The organism is Allocellulophaga tsushimaensis, assembly GCF_055383085.1.
Genome location: NZ_AP039451.1, coordinates 3,698,694 through 3,718,167, shown reverse-complemented (window position 1 = coordinate 3,718,167; position 19,474 = coordinate 3,698,694). Strand labels below are relative to the sequence as shown.

Genomic DNA, 19,474 nt, shown 5'->3' with positions numbered 1-19,474 from the left:
AAATGAAAAAAATAAATTTTTTAATAGCAATATTAGCCTTCTCAAGTGTCTTTGTTTCTTGTAAGAACGATGATCCTGTGGAAGAACCTATTCAGCCTGCAGCAGCAATGTTGATATTTCCTGAGGAAGATAGAATATGTACTACTGGGATTTTTGTATCTGAGACAGAGAGTCGTGTAACTTTTTTATGGAGTGCAGCAGAAGATGCAGATACTTACGATGTAATATTGACAAATCTTGCTGATAATTCGGTAGAAACTTTAACTTCTACAACAAATCAGTTAGATATTACTTTACTGCAAAATGCACAATATTCGTGGGCAGTAGTATCAAGATCTAATGAAAGTGAATTAACGGCAGAGAGTCCTACGTTCAGGTTTTACAATGCAGAAGAAGGAGCGAGAAACTTTTCTCCTTTCCCTACTGAGTTATTAAGTCCTGAAAACGGAGAAACAGTATCTGGTACTTCAACTACTTTAATGTGGGAAGGTGCTGATCCTAATGGAGTAGAGAATATTGCATCTTACAATGTGTTTATAGGAACATCTATGGACTTATCTACTCCGCTTAGTAGTACAGAAGCTACTTCTATAAGCAGTGGAGATTTAAGTGCTGGAACGCAGTACTATTGGAGAGTAGAAACTGTTGATCATTTTGGGAGTTTAACAAGTTCTCAAGTATATAGTTTTAAAACGCAATAAGTAAGGGTTTTATAATTTTTGTAAAAGGGATTAACTTTTAAAGTTAATCCCTTTTCTTGTTATTGTAAAAAACTAAAGCATGAGTAAATATTAATTTCCTTACATTTAAAGAAAATATAGATTACATGCTCAAAAAAGTTTATGGGAGTGCTGTTTTTGGAGTAGAAGCTACCACCATCACTATAGAAGTAAATGTAGACAAAGGAATAGGCTATCATTTAGTAGGGCTTCCAGATAATGCCATAAAAGAAAGTAATTATAGAATTGCTGCTGCACTAAAAAATAATGGATATAAAATTCCTGGAAAAAAATTGACCATAAATATGGCACCTGCAGATCTTAGAAAAGAAGGCTCTGCATACGATCTTACTTTGGCTATAGGAATACTGACTGCTTCGGGTCAAATAAAATCAGAAGACATCGAAAACTATATCATTATGGGAGAACTTTCTTTAGACGGAAGTTTACAGCCTATAAAAGGAGCATTACCCATAGCGATTAAAGCAAAAGAAGAAGGCTATAAAGGTTTTATTTTACCCAAAGAAAATGCTAGAGAAGCCGCTATTGTTAGTGATTTAGAGGTGTATGGTATTGAAAATATATCACAGGTGATTAATTTCTTTGATAATGGTGATGCTTTAGAGCAAACTAGTATAGACACCCGCGCAGAATTTTATAAAAGTTTAGATTTTCCTGAATTCGATTTTTCTGATGTAAAAGGACAAGAAAGTATTAAACGTTGTATGGAGATTGCTGCTGCTGGCGGACATAATATTATTCTGATCGGTCCGCCTGGTGCAGGTAAAACAATGCTAGCCAAAAGATTACCCTCTATTTTACCGCCTATGACTTTACATGAAGCATTAGAAACTACTAAGATACATAGTGTAGTGGGCAAAATAAAGAATATGGGACTTATGAATCAAAGGCCATTCAGAAGTCCACATCATACCATATCAGATGTAGCACTTGTAGGTGGAGGCGCATACCCACAACCAGGAGAAATATCCTTATCACATAATGGTGTTTTATTTTTAGATGAATTGCCAGAATTTAAGCGTGGGGTTTTAGAAGTAATGCGACAGCCCTTAGAAGATAGAGAAGTGACTATTTCTAGGGCGCGCTTTACGGTAACCTACCCAAGTAGTTTTATGCTGGTTGCTAGTATGAATCCAAGCCCAGGAGGTTATTTTAATGATCCAGATGCACCAGTAACTTCCTCACCTGCAGAGATGCAACGCTATTTAAGTAAAATTTCGGGGCCATTATTAGACCGTATTGATATTCATATAGAAGTAACACCCGTTCCATTTGATAAACTCTCCGAAGAGCGAAAAGGAGAGGGGAGTGTAGCCATTAGGAAACGGGTAACCGCTGCCAGAGAAATACAAACCCAACGCTTTGCAGCAATGGAAAATGTACATTACAATGCGCAAATGAATACCAAACAAATTCGTGCCTATTGTAAAATGGACGATGCTTCTAAAGAATTGCTTAAAAATGCTATGGAGCGCTTAAACCTTTCTGCAAGAGCCTATGATCGAATTCTAAAAGTAGCCAGAACCATTGCAGATTTAACCGCCTCAGAATCGGTTACAGGTACGCATATAGCAGAAGCCATACAGTATCGTTCTTTAGATAGAGAAGGTTGGTTGGGGTAATAATGAGCACCAGTGAGACACATGATTATTGACCGCAATAGTGCAACTACCGCAAAGCTGCTGAATCACATATAAGCAAAAAAAACACCTATTGAATATTCAATAGGTGCCATTACATTATACTATTTTGTTTTAAAGAGAAGTCGATTTTAAAGTCCACAGCTGTAAGTTTCCTTCAAGAACTTGTTCCTTTTGACCATATATAAGAAACATTTCATCATTAACAATAGTCATTGCATGAATAGTTTCGTTTTCTGGGCTGCTTAGATTAGTTTCAAGCTCAGTAAAGGAGCCATTTTCTGTATTATATACACCTAAGTAGGGTTCTCTATCTATAGGCAAGCCATCTATATCTCTGGTAATAATACTACCAGCAACATAAATAAGGTTACCATATCGTTTTACAAAAGTAAGGTCTAATTTAGTGGGCATTTGTTCAATTGAAACTATTTCGGCTTTAGTCGTATCTATAATATAAATATCATTTGTTGCAGGTGATCCATCAAACTCATAGGTCCCTCCAAAAACGTATAACTTACCATTGACAACTTCTCCCCGCGCACCATAAAGAGGGGCTGCTAAATATATAAAGTCACTTACCGCTCCCGTTTCAATATCAAACTTTGCGATTCTAGCATCTCTACCAGATAAAAGCGCATCTCCGCCGATAAGATAGATATTGTTATCTGAAACGGCAGCTCCAAATCTAGTTAACTGTAGACTATCGTCAAATTGTGCATAATATTGTGTCAGGGGATCTTCAATTATACCTAGATTATAGGTGCTTACCTTTTTACCACCTACAACTAATAGTTTATCTTTATTGATGATTAACTGTTTTGACGCTAAATCTTGAACAAAAGAAATGGCTTCTGTCTGATCTCCACTTGCAATATCCATTTTAATGACCCTTTCTGGCAGTGGTCCTCCTGGATCTCCTAAATCGTCCTCGCGAGTCGCAATATAAAGACTATTATCTACTAAAGAACCTATAATATCTGGAGCATAGCCATCTATGCCATTAGAAAAAAATGAGTTGCTATCTTCAAATTCAAGTCTTGATGTAGGAACTGCTTCATAATCTTCTTCTGACTTTACATTTAAAGTGATTCTTAACTGCGCTCCGCCATCTAGCTGTATTATTAAAGTTATAACACCTTCTTCGGAAATAGTTATTTCAATCTTATTGTCTCCTGCAATCAGATTTAAACCACTATTTGACTGGAATACAAGGTTAAAAATTTCAGGAGATACATAATTTTCAGTCATCGTTTCATCACTATTATTGGCGTTGGTGTTAATTGTATTGTTTTGGCGCCATTCAAGTGTTAAATTAAAATTAGATATGCCTTTTCCTGTTGAAGATGAGTTTTTAAAAATAAACTCGTCATCTTTTATGTTAAAATTATCGGAAACATTAAATGTTCCATTGGTATTGATTAGTTCTGCAACTTCGGCTTTCCAACTTTTTTTAGTATCATTCGTTAACAAATTAACTGAACTTTCTTGTACCTCTTCAAGTGTAGGTGGTGTAGTAGGTTCTTCAGCTTCATTTTCATTTATTGCTTTTTCTTCTTCATTAATGTTAATAACTTCTGTTGTTGTACAATTGTAAAGACAAATAGAAATTATTAATAAGGCTAGGTAAATTTTTGGTTTGATCATATTTGGGTTTTATAAAGGTTATTAAGTTTTATAGTTGTAAAATTCACAAACTATAAAACTTATAAGAACTTAACGAGTTTTTAACATTTTTAGTGTAATAAGCCTTAGAAGACCAGACTATTGGGGGAGTGGTGTACCATGAATGGCCGTTTTTCAGCAGAAATGAAAGAAACAGTGATAACTTGAAAACAATAGTATTTTGAAAAAGTGTATTTGTAGTGAGTTGCCTGTTAATCTTGATGAATACAAACTAATTACAAATAAGTTACGTGTACTTTATGAGATAGTTAATAAGAATATATGTTGTTGTTAAGAACAATTTTTATATCTGTTTGGTAACAACTATGTACAATTAAGTTAAATGTTATTAATTAATAAGAAGCATTTTTCTGCTCATATTCCACATTATTAAAGATTAAAAAACATTTACTCATAAAACAGATTATTCTACACAATAAATCGATCCGTTCACTCATCTCTTTTCTTTTTCACTTGTTAAAGAAGCAAATTTGATTCATCAATATATAAACAACTAAAACATTCAGAATCATGTTAAACTTTACAGGGAATCAAAATGAAATAAATCCTAACCCAAATAATTGTTGTGGTGGATTTGCATTAGCTGCAGTAATCAATCAATTAAATCTTACTGGAGGACTACCAGCTTTGGTTTTACCAAGCCATGGCATTACAGGTTTTATAGCTGGGAAAGATACTGCAAACAATAAACTTGGTGCACGTACTTATGAAGCCATACAGAATATTCAGAACAATTATGGGGAAGGCGGTGCACAAGAAAATTTTGTAAATAATGCAGCTATTATTGTTGATGGAACGAGAAGATCACTACCATCTGCAATAGTAATTACTGCGATTATGACAGGGATAAGTGCAGCAAACATTACGGTTAATTATAATAAGGTTGAGCTGTTGGCATTAGGATTCCCTTCAAACGTAATTAATGCAGAAGTGAATATGCTTAGAAGCTTAGGTGTTACAGTAAACAATATAAAGGATTTAGCATATGATGCTCCTGAAGATGGGGAGTTTGATATCATTTTATGTAATGATGGTGCTCACTGGATTTCAGATGATGCAGCGGCATATTATAATCCACATGATGGCACAAATGATAATCCGCTTGCAGGTATATCAGGCATTTTTTCTGACTTATACATTAGAATTTCTTAATAAAGATTTTTCATAAACTTCATATAAAAACCAGCTATTTCTGCTTCTAGATAAAAGTAGAATTGGTTAAAATAAAGGGATAACGCTTAGCTCCCATCTTAAAGTCTAGGCATCAATAATATATTAAGATGGACATTGAAATCACATTTATCAACAACTCGAATGACATGAACAACTCTAATGTTGTTATCTTTCAAAAAAACGTTGCAACAAACTTTGATTCTACTGCTATTGCATGGAAAGTAATCCAAAATTGTGGACGAGACTGGACACACAAATTTACTTACCCAATGGCATTTGAAGTAGCTGCTGCTGATTCTTATGGGAATGTATCGGACATGAAACCTGCTGTAAATGGCCAAAAATGGTCAGTAGTTCGGTCTAATTCTGGAGATATTCTTCAGTTAGATAGTAACCCGGCAGCTAGCCCAAATGAAGTAGAAGTAAAGAATGAATTAGGAACAAGTTCCATAGATGCACAAATCTATAAAAGTGGAACGTTATTAGCTACCAAGACAGGAATTTCTCCAGAAGAAAAAGGCGTGTTTCAATTTCAACCTGAAATTTATGTTGGTGTAAACTCACAAGTTGAAGAGGGAAAAGAAATAAACTCTGCTATTATAAAAGATTTCAATCAGAAATTTTCTTTGTTCGGTTTAACCAAGGCAAATTTAATTATGACTGGTGGTGGTGTTGGTCCAACAGCAACACCATTTGTTTTTGATTTAGTTCCTACTTCATAAGTAAAACCAAATATATTTTGGGAGAAGTTATTGGACTGGGTGCTTGCAAGAAAAATCATTTAGTGTTATAAAGTCTTATTGCAGGAAAACCTGTGAAAAGAATGGTCTAACAACAAAAATTATTTTAAAACATTTATCAGGTAACACCCAGTTTCAATTAATGCGATCGCTTTCTGAATTTTTGATTTAATCTTTTTATAAAAATACAATGAACACTAAAATAACATTTATCAATAAATCGTTTGATGCAAATAATTCCAAGGTGGTTATCTTTCAAAAAAGTGTTGCTACTAATTTAAAATCTACTTCTACAGCTTGGAAAGTAATAGAACATTGCGGATATAACTGGAGTCATGAGTTTATATACAGCTCTTCGTTTGATGTTGCTGTAAAAGATTCATATAATAATCATTCTGATAAAAAAGCTGCAACTCCAGGTGATAAATGGGTAGTAAAACAAAATCGAAGAGGGAATAGTATTGAGTTAGATAGTAGCAATGCTGTAAACAGAGATGAAGTAGAAGTAAAAAACGAATTGGATTTGGGATCTATAGATGCTCATGTATATAAACAAGGTAGTATCGTAGTTTCTAGAAAAGGAATTCCTCCTGGACAAAAAGCTATTTTTAAACTTGAGCCTTATATCTACGTAGGAGTGCATGCACAGGTATACGAAGGAGAAGCATTAAATGCTGCAATTTTAAACGATAAAAATATGCAATTTTCCTTAAGAGGTATTAATGAAGCACAACTCATTATGACTGGAGGAGGAGTAGGGCGTTCGGCAGTTCCTTTTGAGTTTGAATTAGTTCCCATATCATAAATAAAAACAAAAATAATCTGTAAATAAAAATAATATGCTTAGTCTCAACCCACTAAATAATCAGCTAATAATAGATAATATTATATCATTTCATAGAACAGGAAAACTCCTTAAAGATTCTCTTGCTGAAGGAATAAAAATAAATGACAAAGAGAACCTTCAAATAGATTATGGATTTAATGAAGAAATAAATGGTTCCATTATAATTAAAAGAGGGCAATTTGAAGTAATAGAAGTGACCAACGAAAGTGGAACATTTGTAAAACTGGAAAAGTATAACCATTCAAAACACTCTAATAGAACAAAACAAGATTATACAGAAGCTTTAAAATGTAAAAACTTAAACAAAGACCAAAAAAAAGCCTCTGCATTAATCATTCTCTTGTCCGAATCTTGTAGGTCGGAAATGGTTTTAGCAACAATGATGAAATTGTTAAATAGTACTGTTTTTTCTCCATTGTCAACAGATGTATGGGCTGGTTTAGAGTTTGCTTTTAAAAATTATGGAAAAACTACACAATTCTTAGAGTATAAAATTAAAGCAGGTGAAGAACCTTGGAAGCCATTAATAGTCAAAAATTATCTTGATTATATTGATTCTGATAAATTTACGGGTAAAAAGGCAGAAGTAAGAAAATATATAGAAGAGATAGATGAATACCTTCAAGAAGACACTAATTTCTCTAATCAACCAAATCTTACTACTACTTATCCGTATAGTTATACTTTAGATCTAAGAAGTTCGAAAAAATTTATATTCGAATTTTCATTCGAGAACAATTCGGAAGATATGTGTAACCCATCTATTTCTCGTTATATTTCTTACCGTATATTACGTAATGATTCGCCTAGTGGAGTTAAAGAATGGGACGGTTGTCTTTTTCTAAATAAAGAAAAACCTTTCCATCTAAAATTTGAAGATAAAAATGATTTAAAAGGAACTCTGAAGCTTTTTAGGAATTTTGGTAGAGATTTTATTTGGTTAGACAGTAAATATGGCTATAAGCTAGAAGAGGATATTGAAGGGAATATATTAGAAATCCCTAGAGATTAATTTTATTAAATGCTATTCTTACTTATCATAATGCCTATTATTGGCAGTCTGTAATTTTAGAAATTAACAGTAATTCTCATCAAATTTAAATGCCATGTACACATACGAATTAGACGCTTGCGGAGATAAACAATTTATTTTTGAGTTTTCTTTTGAAAACACATCTGATTGTAATGAATTTAACTCATATTATGTGTCTTATAGACTTCTAAGAAAAGACAAACCCAAAAAGGTTTTTGAGTGGAGTGGATGCCTTTCTACAACTAGTACAGAAACATTTAAACTGTCTTTCCCAGATGAAATTAACATTAATGGGAGTATGTGTCTTTTTAATAATGGTGAAGCAGATTTTATTTGGATTGATGCTTGGTACTGCCAAAATTTAATTGAACATTTTGAGGGGAATATTTTGGAGATTCCGAGTCACATTACTCCACCAACTCCTATAATTCCACCAGTGATTCCCATTGATCCTACAATGCCAAATAATAATATTTCTGAAAAAGAATTTATTTTACCTGCTGAATATGATGATTTATTTCCATACCTATATGTTAGAAAATGGCCAGATCTTACCTTAGAAGAAGAAAGTTATTTTGTAACATATATAAATAATATAGGTGCTACCACTTTATACAACAATTTTTTGTCTCATTTTAATGATGGTGTTCCAAAGCCTGATGCACGTAAATCGATTATAGAAGAGACATTTAATTTTATAAATAGCACAACCACATATCAAGAAGAATATATTGAAAATACGCGAGAGTTAGCATTTCCATTTAAGATATTTCCAGAACTGTATAACACAATTCAAGAATCACATTTCACAAATAAAGCAGAGTTTAAAGCTTTTCTTTTAATGGAATTAGACATGGATCAAGAAGCTATTGAAAAATTTATTTATTCAAAAGATTATGCAGCAGTAAAAGATCGTGTATGGCAGAATGTATTTGCACTTAGTGTACTTGGTTTTTATAATATTAAAACACTAGAGGATGAAATAAAAATGCTATTGGTCTGTAATTTTTTAGAAACTTTGTTTCCCATATCTTATCAACCCCCTGTAATAATAAGTCATTTATTAAAAACTTCTGTTATACTTCCAGAACCAGTTTTTCCATTGCCTTTAGCAAACAACACTAAAACAAAGTCTTTGGAGAGCGAAAAAGTAGTTATTCCATATGCTATTGGAGATCTACATATGATACAGCACAAATTAATTGGCTATAAAACAGGAGAGATTGCACATATAGAAAATGTATTACCAGGAGAAATAAAAGAACGCAGTAATGCATCATCTAATGAAATTACAGAAACCTCTAGATTAGATAATGAGACCATTACAAACAATCATCAAATATTGGAAGGAAGCTTAGAAGCACTTAGTAATGAAATTAAAAATACACTTACTGGTACAGACACAAATGATGATAATTATACTAAATTAGAAACAAGTTATGGCCCTCCAACAACATTAATACTTAACGGTGATGTTACAAAAACAAGGACTCCAGATTTAAAAGATGATACAGTACATACGGACTTTGCAAAAAAAGTACTGAACAAAGCAATAATACGCATGAATCATCTTATAAAGCAGGTTTACACCAAAAAACAAGTTAACAAAACAGAAGAAGCTGTTATTCATACCTTGGATAATAGAAATAATGATTGTAATGTGCGTGGGATTTACAATTGGGTAAATAAAGTATATTCCGCACGAGTTATTGATTATGGGAATCGATTTTTACTAGAGTTTTTAATTGATCATCCTTTACCTAAATTAGAATCTTATATATCACTTACTGAAAAGGGATTAATACCCCTCGCTAAGCGAAAACCTGCAATTAGTTCTTTTAAGTCTATAAAAAGTGATAATTATGCAATGCTAGCAGCGGAATATGGAGTGTTAGATGTTCCACTGCCTCCTGAAGAACAGATAGTTTCTTATATTTTTTTTAATGCAGATAATGTTGTCACTAGTCAAGAAGTTTCTATAGAAGAAGGATATATACCAGTTGAAGCAGATGTAAGTTATTCTATAGACATAGATATGGATTTACTTGTTGGAGCTACCATAATCAAACTAAGTAAAGGAACGCAAACGATACGTAATCCTTTGTCTACTAAAACTAACACTTTGGAATTAGAAGTTGATCAAAAAAAATCATTATTTGTGGAAACTGTTTCTGTGAGTACTACTGCTATTCCTGTAGTATTAACTCATATGACATCATATGCCGCTCCACCAACCAAAGGTTTTTATATATCCATTACGGTAAAGAGCTGCCCTTCTCAAAATTTAATGAACCAATGGCGTATAAGAGTATATGATGCAATTACCAAGGCATATAAGACTAATATTACTAAAAGTAAGCTTGCTATAGATCGGCTGGAGCATAAAAATATGGCTAGAAAGAAAGAACTGTTAAACCAGTCTATTAAAAGTACCTGTAAGAAGATTTTATATGATATTTATTTAGAAAAAAATGAAACAAAAACGATAAAGGAAGTTTTTGTTGATGATTCCTTATATGTAGAAGCAACAGCACCAGAATATGACCAGTTTTTTGAACAAGCAATGGAATGGAATGAGAGTACTTACGAATTTTTTAATTCTGACAATCCATTTTCAACAGCGCTGATCAATAATTCTATAGAAGAGTTTATAACGGACCAATCTTTTCTAGATTATTCCGATCAAAAAAAATTAAGGGTTATGATTCCTGTGGACCCTAATTTTAATTATAAAATACTCTATTATTTAAGTACAGGTTTTATATCATACATACAAAACACTATTAGTCCTTTAGTTGCTGAAGACAAAACTATTGCTGTAGCACTTAAAAAAGTCAGTGAAAGGAATCATAACGCATGCATACATAATCAACCATGGGAAATACAAGTACCAACTAATATGCAATGGTTGCAAGACGAGGAAGAATTACCTATTTGTACTGCGTTTAACAACATAGCCTAAGACAATGAATTTACCTTTTTCAAAAGCCGGAATCGATACGCCTGTAGGTACTGTTATTGCCTACGCAGGGATTATAAATGAAACACAAAAAGATAATACTACAGGCACTATTAATAATATCCAAGCCTATGGTTGGGTGGTTTGCGATGGGAGAGAACTACTTGTTTCTGAATATCCTGAACTTTTTCAGGCTATTGGTTTTTTATATAGCCCAAATGGTGGTGCTCCTATAGATGTTTCAAAACTGCCTGCGGATCAAAAATTTAAAGTTCCAGATTATCGAGGATATTTTTTAAGAGGTGCTTCTGGAAATTCTAAAAATGACCCTGACGCAAACGAAAGAACATTTGCAAATGGCAAAAAGGTTACTGTTGGTGAAAATAAAACAGGTTCTCTTCAGGAAGACGCATTGCAAACGCATCAACATCAATATGAACAGACCAAAGCTAATGTAACAGCCGCTACAGGACCCAATACAATAGCCATCTCTCCAGGAATTATAGCGTTAACATCAGAACCAACAGATTCTGAGGCCGCCACTCCAGGTGGTATACGAGTAAGTTCAGAAACAAGAGCTAAAAATGTGTATGTAAATTACTTGATAAAGTTTGCTTATCTATAATTTACCTTGGAAAATAAGGATTCTTTTTCTTCAACAATTAATTAATTTATAAAATTAAAGAGTAAAGACTATCAATTTATAATTAAAATAAAATGATAAGCGTTAAATAGTTCTGAACTGCCTAAAAATACTGTTCTTATATGTTTTGCTGACTGGAATTTTATTCTTCCCAAGAAGTAACATGTTGCCTTCAAAACCTGTAATGGTAGTTATGTTAACAACATAACTGCGATGTACTCTAAAAAAAACATCCGATGGTAATAATTGTTCAATTTTTTTAAGTACCATTGAGTATAGAAAGCGGCCACATTGTGTATGTATAGTAGTATAATTACTTTCTGCTTCTAGAAACAAGATTTCTTTTAATAAAACACGCTCAAAATGGTTGTCTTTTTTAAGAAAAAGACTTTCACTAATTTTAAGCACTTGGTTAGGAGTAGGTTTAAAATTTGTACTAGCCAATACATTAAGTTCTGGTTTACGCTTGGAAAAATTCTCCAAAGCCATTTCTATAGATACCATTACCTGTCTTTTATTAAAAGGTTTTAAAATAAAGGCGTAAGGTTTAGTATTGGTTTTTACTAAATTTATGGTACGTGTATCTGCATAAGAAGTTAAAAATATATACGGTATGTTATAATGGGTGTCTAAATGTTTTGCAAGCGCTATGCCTGTTTCATTCCCTTTTAACATAATATCTATGAGTACAATATCGATATCTGATTTTTGTATTAAAAGCTGTTTAGCTTTTACAACAGAAGCTGCTATTCCAGAAACCTCATAACCAGAATCTAAAAGTTCAAAAGCAATATCTTTTGCTACTAAATTCTCATCTTCTACAATAAGTAACTTCACTTTTTTAATTTCTCCAATCATAATGAACTTATTTTTTTAAGCAACATTTAATTTTACTTGCCAATGTGTACCTTCATTATCTAATTTTTTTATCGTTCCTTCTAATTGTGCTATTAATGAATGAATTAATTTTAATCCAAAAGAATTCTTTTTCTCACCTTCATTATAATTAAACCCTTTACCATTATCTATAATTTGAATGGTTAAGTTTGCATTAACCTCATTGACTTTTATAGTTAGTGAAGGATTCTCAACATTCTCATAGGCGTATTTAAGGGAGTTTACAACTAGTTCATTTACAATTAAGGCTAAAGGAACGGCAGTATCAATAGAAATATTGATATTCATAAGTTCAAATTTAGGCTCAAAATGGGCATTGTATCCATGAAATAGCCCCAATACCAATTCTTCTAAATATTCTTTGAGCACAATGCGAGTTTCTGAGCCTTCTTGATAAAGCTTTCGGTGTACTAATGACAGTGCTTCTACTCTGTCTTTTCCTGTTTCCAAAGCTTCTTTAGCAGGGTGCCCTACCAATTCACGACTTTGTAAGCTAAGTAGACTGGAAATCATTTGTAAATTATTTTTTACGCGATGGTTCAGTTCTTGAAGTAATAGTGCTTTTTCTTTTTCTCTTTGGCTAATAATTTCTTTTTGTTTTATTAATTGTGCATTGGTATTTTTTACTCGTTTATTTATTTTAAAAATCCAATACAGAAAGGCAAGTGTAGCTAATACGCCTCCGCTCAGGGTCCATAATAAGTATTTTTGATTAGAATTTACCTTATTCAATAAATCAATTGTAGACTCTCGCTTTTCAATTTCATATCCCGCTTTTAAACGTTCTATTTCTTTAATATTTTTTTTGTTGACCAAACTATCTTGATATACCTGAAATAGTTGTTGATAATGTAACGCTCTAGAATATTTTTCTTGACTTTCATAGAATTGAGTCAGCTTTTTACTAAAATCTCTTATTTGTTCTTTAAGTCCTGATCCTTGAGCTATAGTAATAGCTTCCATAAGTTTTTCTTCAGCCAGTTTTGGTTTTTTTTCTTTTCGGTATACCTCACCAAGTTCTGCTAAATAGACAGATGTAGCATAAGAATCACCTAAGTCCCTTAAAATGCGTATGGATTGTTGTAAATTGGTTTTGGCTGATGATAGGCTATCTTGAGTGTTATACACCATGCCTAAATTACCTTTTGCATAGCCCTCTGCAATATTATTTTTTACGATTTTATTATTATCAATAACCTTTTTAAAACTAACCTTGGCACTATCTAAATAATTTGCTAGTCTATAAACTTCACCTAAATTTATTAATGTATAGATGAGATTACTTTCTTGATCATGGTTTTCATAAATATGAATTGATTTTTTTAAGTTTTGGATGGCTGCACTATAATTTTCATTACTTATAAAATTATTTGCCAATAATGAATAGGAAGCCGCTTGCTCTTTTTCAAGATTTAAAGAGTCATAAATATTTAATGCTTCAAAAGTAGATTTTATTGATATATTATTATTTCCTAAAGTATGTTGTTTCACACTAATTACTTCTAATACCTTGGCTTGCAATACTATATTTTCTATTTCTTTTGCTGCAGTTAATGCAATTTTTGAGTAATATAATGCACTATCAATATTTGAATGTGTTAATGCATAATCTTTTAAAGTAGTTATAGATTTTTCCGATATACTTCCCTTTTCTAATAGTTTTAGTATGCTATCAATTCTTTTCGTGTTTTGAGAATTAGCAAAGAGCGAAATAATAGTGGCTATTGTAAATACAATCTTTTTTTTATTAAAACTCATTATTTTAATAGCATTTAAGAATATTATCCTCTACCTGATGAAGTTAAACGAATTACGGGATCTAAAATAAAATAATAGTTTTTTTCAGTGTTATAACCTTTCAATTTTAAGTTTGCCGAAAAGATAATACTATAGGCTAACATGGTATCGGATATTTTTTTACAAGTTCTAATCTTACATTCTCTTTTTTTATTAGGAGCTATATATAAAGTACCATCTGGTGCAGGGTAAATGGTTTTGATGCGCTTGCCATTTTTTTTATAGAGTTTAAAAATAGTAGCCCATGGAGTATCTGGATTTCCTTTTAATCGATCAACATGTTTACGATCTATATTAATCACTTTACAACATACCAATTGCATGTTTTTTATAGTTAGCGATGGATCATTAAAAACAAGATTAATTGTAATCTTTGTATCTGGATGAATAGTGGCATATTCCTGATTTTCTAAATCGATAAAATTATCTACACGTATAGGCGAATATGGGGTGCCTATACCCATGTAACTACCGTCTAAGGCAGCTTTTAACTCTTTTATTTTTATGGTAAACTTTGGCTGGTTTTTTTTGCTTGTTTTTATACTATCATGCTTATCAGCTTTTTCTTCTAAATGTAAATTAATAGTAGCTTCCATATCGGTTTAGAACAAATGGTTAAGATTATTAATTGCTTAAGGTAGGAAAAAGTTTTATAAATCAGTAGTACCATCAATACTTTTGTTAAATTCCTATTTTATGTTTTACAAATAAAAGACTTTACGACCTTAAAAGAGTTGAAAAGTATAAACGTTAGAAAACCGAAACATCTGCAACTACAACTCCGCACGTATTTATAAAAAAACAATTATGAAATATAAACTATTAATCGCGGCTTTAGTATTATTTTCTTTTTCTTGTATAGATACACCAGCCAATGACCCTGATGAACCAACCCCTGCAATTGTTTCAGGGCTAACACTATCTTTAAGCAATTCTTCTTTTGAAGATTCGTATACTGCTTTAAGAAATACCATTGATGCAAATCCTAATATACGCATTATAGCAGAAATAAATCATCAAGCAAATGCAAATTCGGTAGATTTGGAATTAAACCCTGCACGGATTATCTTTTTTGGTAATCCAAATTTAGGAACACCATTAATGCAAAGAAATCAATTAGCAGGTTTAGACCTACCTCAAAAGATTTTAGTATACCAAGACAATGCTGATGATGTATATTTGGGTTTTAATGCTACGGATTACCTAGTTAGCAGACATCAATTAGAAGGCGTAGCAACTTTACCAACAATTAATGATGCGCTTACTAATATAACGACTAATGTAAGTGGTAATGAAATTATAGTATCGCCTAGTACAGTAGTGATTTCTGGAGAACAGATTATGACTAAAATAAGTACCCAGAATTTTGAAGACACCTACAATACTTTAAGAACTACAATTGATAATAACCCTAATCTTAGAATAGTAGCAGAAGTAAATCACCAAGAAAATGCATTGAATAATGGCTTAGAATTACGACCAACACGCTTAATTATTTTTGGAAATCCAAATTTAGGAACTCCATTAATGCAAAATAGCATCACAACAGCTATAGATTTACCACAAAAAATGTTGGTTTGGGAAGATGAAGCTGGAATCGTAAATGTTTCTTATAACGCTGCAGATTTTCTTAAATCACGTCATGGAATTGAAGAAAATGATGCTGTTTTACAAACCATACAAATGGCTTTAGATAATATTTCTAATGCTGCTGCTGGTTTATAGTAGTATCCTATCATAAATTATTTAAAAAAGGATGTGTAATTTATAAATTGTATGTCCTTTTTTGTTTAGTATATCTATGTTACATTTTTGGGCTATTTATAGTATTTTAGGTACTAATTATTAGTATCTCACCTACAGTAATTTTTTTGATTTCAGTTTATCATATATGGGTAAAATTCAAAGGTTGAAAGCTTTTTAGAGGGCTATTACATAGTAATCAATATTAAAGTCAATTAAATTTATTATTTAAATTTAAAATATAGTGCAATAGCCATAAATAACGTGATGCTAAAAAATACTAAATACAGTATAAAACATAGATTTAGATATATTTTTTTAAAACTGATGAAAACTTTTTGGGTACCTAATTTTATAAGATATAAAAAGAAAGCGGGAACAAACAAGAACAAAGGAATGGATACGACCATAACTCCTAAGTTCATTGCAATTTCTGGGTAACCCATCTGCATGTTAGTATACTCAGTTGAAAAATAGAACGCTACAAAATTTAAAATAATTAAAACAAAAACAATTAAAGCTTTTTTCATCTATTTAATCAGTAAAAACAAATATATAGAAAATTAAAATTTAATTGTTTTAAATGCTATTTTTAGTATTTTGTAGAGTACAATACTATCTAATCATCTTTACATTCTCTTTTAACCCTTCTATAATCCCTACAATATTTGCTACCGTTTTATTGAGGTAATATTTTATTAAAGTATGTGGAATACGAATTGTAGTAAAGCCGTTTTTAAAAGAATTCATTGCTTCTTCTAAATCTAAAATGGCTTGCTCATGAGATATGGTATTTAACTCCGTATCTATTTCTATATTTAATTTAACTCTAGAAATTGCAATATCAACAGATTTCTTGCCGTCCCACCATTCTAGCATTGCATTTACACCAACGGCTTTTAAGCCATAGTATAGCTGTATCGATTCTTTTGGCGTTTCTCTAAGTTTTACAAGCTTATCTATACGAACTTTATGCTGTTTGCACAGTTCTACTCCATATTGGTCAAAGGAGTTTTTATGCTCTATATAGCTAAGATGATTGTTACATTCTAAACAATTCATTCTAGTAGGTTAAATTAATTAAGTTTGGGACTATTATAACCGTATCTTTTTAGTAATATTATATTTTTACAAGAAGTTTTAGACGAACGACATTTTTTTAGATGAAATGCATCGTTTTATTCTAATTTAGCAAATATCTTGTAAGAATTTTGCTATAATTTTAATTAGAAGAACTTATATTTATTAATACTGTTTAATTTATGAATAAGAAACAATTTATTTGTTACAGCCTACTAATAGCACTTTTTTTTTCATGCAAAGAAAAACCAACCGTGATAGTTGATACAGAACTAGATCCAATACCTGAGTTAACGCTAAAAGAGGCAAACCGCTTAGCTACGCTACCTCTTGAGTGTATGCAAATAGAATTCCCCAATAGACTAGGGCAAACTTTAAACGATACAACGCATATTGATACTCCAAAAGCACTGCATCCTGCATTTTATGGTTGTTTTGATTGGCATTCTTCTGTACATGGGCATTGGTCTTTGGTGTCTTTATTAAAGCAATATCCAAATTTAAAAGAAGCGGATATCATTCGTAAGAAGCTAATTGCTAATATATCGGAAGAAAACATTAAAGCAGAAGTTGCATATTTTAAATTAAAGGGTAATAGTTCCTATGAGCGAACCTATGGCTGGGCTTGGGTTTTAAAATTAGCAGAAGAAATACATACTTGGAACGATCCCCTAGCTAGAGATTTAGAGAAAAACTTACAGCCTTTAACAGATTATATTGTTGAGGCTTACATTACATTTTTGCCTAAATTAAATTATCCGATACGAGTAGGAGAACATAGTAATACCGCATTTGGTCTTTCTATGGCTTTAGATTATGCAGAAACGTTGAATAATACCTTATTAAAAAAAGAAATTGAAACCTGTGCATTGCGTTTTTATGCTAATGATGTAAGGTGCCCTTTACAATGGGAACCTAGTGGGTTTGATTTTTTATCTCCATGTTTAGAAGAAGCAAACCTCATGAGAAGAATATATGCTAAAGCAGATTTTAAAATTTGGTTTGATCAGTTTTTACCACAATTAACAGAAGCTAACTTTAAATTAGAAGAAGGAAAAGTAGCAGATAGAACGGATGGTAAATTAGTTCATTTAGATGGCCTTAATTTTAGTAGAGCGTGGTGTTTGTATGGTATCGCAAAAACATTACCAGAATACCATCATTTAAAACAAATTGCAACAGAACATATTGCATATTCATTACCAAATATAGTAGATGGTAATTATAGTGGTACACATTGGTTAGGTACCTTTGCACTTTATGCATTAAACACCGCAGAATAATGTTTAAAAAAATAGGACCTGGTGTATTAGTAGCAGCAGCCTTTATTGGTCCCGGAACAGTAACGGCATGCACGTTAGCAGGAGCAAATTTTGGCTACGCATTGTTATGGGCAATGTTACTCTCGGTAATAGCTACTATAGTGTTACAAGAAATGGCAGCAAGGCTAGGCATTGTAACCCAAAAAGGATTGGCAGATGTGATAAGAGAGGAACTTAAAGTACCATGGTTAAGGGCCATAGTAGTTCTTATAATTCTGTCTGCAATTATTGTTGGAAATGCTGCATATGAAGCAGGAAATATTGGAGGTGCAACACTGGGTTTAGAAGCTCTGTTTGGCAACAACTATATAGCGTTTTACCCTATGATAGTAGGGTTAATAGCATTTATACTGCTATTTTTTGGCAACTATAAGCTATTAGAAAAAATACTAGTCTCTTTAGTTATTTTAATGAGTTTGTCATTTATCATTACTGCTGTTGTTACAAAACCCAATATTTCATTATTACTAAAAGGTTTACTAATCCCTAGTACACCAAGAGAGAGTTTATTAACTATTATAGCCTTAATAGGAACTACAGTAGTCCCGTATAATTTATTTTTACATGCTTCTTTAGTCAGTGAAAAATGGAAATCTAAATCGGACTTAAAAAAAGTACGGCAAGATACTTTTGTTGCTATAGGTTTAGGAGGTATTGTTTCTATGGCTATCATAGTAGCAGCCTCTACAATAAGTAAAGGAGAAATTAAAAATATTACAGATTTGGCAGAAAGCTTAGAACCTTTATATGGGAATACTGCTAAATATTTTATGGGAGTAGGACTTTTTGCAGCTGGTATTACATCGGCTATTACAGCTCCCTTAGCGGCAGCCTATGTAGCAAATAGTTGCTTTGGTTGGAAAGCCAGTTTAAAAGATTGGAAATTTAAACTAGTATGGATTCTAATATTGAGTTTGGGCGTGTTTTTTCTTTCTTTCAACATAAAACCAATACAAATTATAAAATTTGCTCAAATTGCCAATGGCATATTACTGCCAGTTATAGCGATACTTTTATTGTGGGTAGTGAATAAATCATCTGTTCTTGGAAGCTATAAAAACACTACTTTTCAGAATTTATTAGGAATTATAATTATTATAATTACATTAATTTTAGGAACAAAAGCTATTCTAAAAGTTTTTGGCTTCTAATTAATGCTAGTCTCTTGTATTAA

Annotated in this window: 16 protein-coding genes; 11 read left to right on the top strand and 5 right to left on the bottom strand. The window is 31.9% G+C overall.

Annotated features, from left to right (window positions below; all coding sequences use genetic code 11):
- The first annotated feature begins 2 nt into the window (after nt 1-2).
- Nucleotides 3-701: a hypothetical protein gene (locus ACZ451_RS15990; protein ID WP_464214206.1), complete on the top strand. Its 699-nt coding sequence runs from the start codon at nt 3-5 to the stop codon at nt 699-701.
- A gap of 125 nt (nt 702-826) precedes the next feature.
- On the top strand, nt 827-2,362 hold the full coding sequence (locus ACZ451_RS15985) for a YifB family Mg chelatase-like AAA ATPase (RefSeq protein WP_464214204.1): 1,536 nt from the start codon (nt 827-829) through the stop codon (nt 2,360-2,362).
- A gap of 132 nt (nt 2,363-2,494) precedes the next feature.
- On the opposite strand, the gene ACZ451_RS15980 is transcribed toward ACZ451_RS15985, so the two are convergent.
- Entirely contained in the window at nt 2,495-4,027 is a 1,533-nt protein-coding gene (locus tag ACZ451_RS15980) for a Kelch repeat-containing protein (protein ID WP_464214202.1), read from the bottom strand.
- A 549-nt stretch (nt 4,028-4,576) separates the two neighbouring features.
- On the opposite strand from ACZ451_RS15980, the gene ACZ451_RS15975 reads away from it, so the two are divergent.
- From ACZ451_RS15975 to ACZ451_RS15950, 6 genes are all read left to right on the top strand, one after another.
- The gene (locus ACZ451_RS15975) at nt 4,577-5,218 is read left to right on the top strand and encodes a hypothetical protein (protein ID WP_464214200.1); all 642 of its coding nucleotides are present in this window, start codon (nt 4,577-4,579) and stop codon (nt 5,216-5,218) included.
- Between the two features lie 128 nt (nt 5,219-5,346).
- Nucleotides 5,347-5,961 (top strand): hypothetical protein, encoded by a 615-nt coding sequence (locus ACZ451_RS15970; protein ID WP_464214198.1) that lies wholly within the window; start codon nt 5,347-5,349, stop codon nt 5,959-5,961.
- A gap of 208 nt (nt 5,962-6,169) precedes the next feature.
- Nucleotides 6,170-6,784, top strand: a complete 615-nt coding sequence (locus ACZ451_RS15965; protein WP_464214196.1) for a hypothetical protein — start codon at nt 6,170-6,172, stop codon at nt 6,782-6,784.
- 34 nt (nt 6,785-6,818) lie between these two features.
- Entirely contained in the window at nt 6,819-7,838 is a 1,020-nt protein-coding gene (locus ACZ451_RS15960) for a hypothetical protein (RefSeq protein WP_464214194.1), read from the top strand.
- Nucleotides 7,839-7,932: 94 nt separating this feature from the next.
- Nucleotides 7,933-10,821 carry a hypothetical protein gene (locus ACZ451_RS15955; RefSeq protein WP_464214192.1) on the top strand — a complete coding sequence of 963 codons (2,889 nt, stop codon included), beginning with the start codon at nt 7,933-7,935 and terminating at the stop codon, nt 10,819-10,821.
- 4 nt (nt 10,822-10,825) lie between these two features.
- Nucleotides 10,826-11,443 carry a tail fiber protein gene (locus ACZ451_RS15950; protein ID WP_464214190.1) on the top strand — a complete coding sequence of 206 codons (618 nt, stop codon included), beginning with the start codon at nt 10,826-10,828 and terminating at the stop codon, nt 11,441-11,443.
- A gap of 102 nt (nt 11,444-11,545) precedes the next feature.
- Here the strand turns inward: ACZ451_RS15950 and ACZ451_RS15945 are convergent, their stop codons facing one another.
- Genes ACZ451_RS15945 through ACZ451_RS15935 form a run of 3 tightly spaced genes read right to left on the bottom strand, consistent with a single transcriptional unit; the run spans nt 11,546 to nt 14,751 of the window.
- Nucleotides 11,546-12,319: a LytR/AlgR family response regulator transcription factor gene (locus tag ACZ451_RS15945; RefSeq protein WP_464214188.1), complete on the bottom strand. Its 774-nt coding sequence runs from the start codon at nt 12,317-12,319 to the stop codon at nt 11,546-11,548.
- A gap of 15 nt (nt 12,320-12,334) precedes the next feature.
- Nucleotides 12,335-14,116 carry a tetratricopeptide repeat-containing sensor histidine kinase gene (locus ACZ451_RS15940; RefSeq protein WP_464214186.1) on the bottom strand — a complete coding sequence of 594 codons (1,782 nt, stop codon included), beginning with the start codon at nt 14,114-14,116 and terminating at the stop codon, nt 12,335-12,337.
- A gap of 23 nt (nt 14,117-14,139) precedes the next feature.
- A complete protein-coding gene (locus ACZ451_RS15935) occupies nt 14,140-14,751 on the bottom strand; it encodes a hypothetical protein (protein ID WP_464214184.1) in 612 nt (203 codons plus the stop codon).
- A 211-nt stretch (nt 14,752-14,962) separates the two neighbouring features.
- On the opposite strand from ACZ451_RS15935, the gene ACZ451_RS15930 reads away from it, so the two are divergent.
- The gene (locus ACZ451_RS15930; RefSeq protein ID WP_464214182.1) at nt 14,963-15,880 is read left to right on the top strand and encodes a DUF302 domain-containing protein; all 918 of its coding nucleotides are present in this window, start codon (nt 14,963-14,965) and stop codon (nt 15,878-15,880) included.
- Nucleotides 15,881-16,513: 633 nt separating this feature from the next.
- Here ACZ451_RS15930 and ACZ451_RS15925 read toward each other — a convergent pair.
- Entirely contained in the window at nt 16,514-16,960 is a 447-nt protein-coding gene (locus ACZ451_RS15925) for a hypothetical protein (RefSeq protein WP_464214180.1), read from the bottom strand.
- Between the two features lie 200 nt (nt 16,961-17,160).
- On the opposite strand from ACZ451_RS15925, the gene ACZ451_RS15920 reads away from it, so the two are divergent.
- Both ACZ451_RS15920 and ACZ451_RS15915 read left to right on the top strand, forming a co-directional pair.
- Entirely contained in the window at nt 17,161-18,261 is a 1,101-nt protein-coding gene (locus ACZ451_RS15920; RefSeq protein ID WP_464214178.1) for a DUF2891 domain-containing protein, read from the top strand.
- Nucleotides 18,261-19,451, top strand: coding sequence for an Nramp family divalent metal transporter (locus tag ACZ451_RS15915; protein WP_464214176.1), 1,191 nt, complete (start codon nt 18,261-18,263; stop codon nt 19,449-19,451). The genes ACZ451_RS15920 and ACZ451_RS15915 overlap by 1 nt, the downstream gene beginning before the upstream one ends.
- The last annotated feature ends 23 nt before the right edge of the window (nt 19,452-19,474 follow it).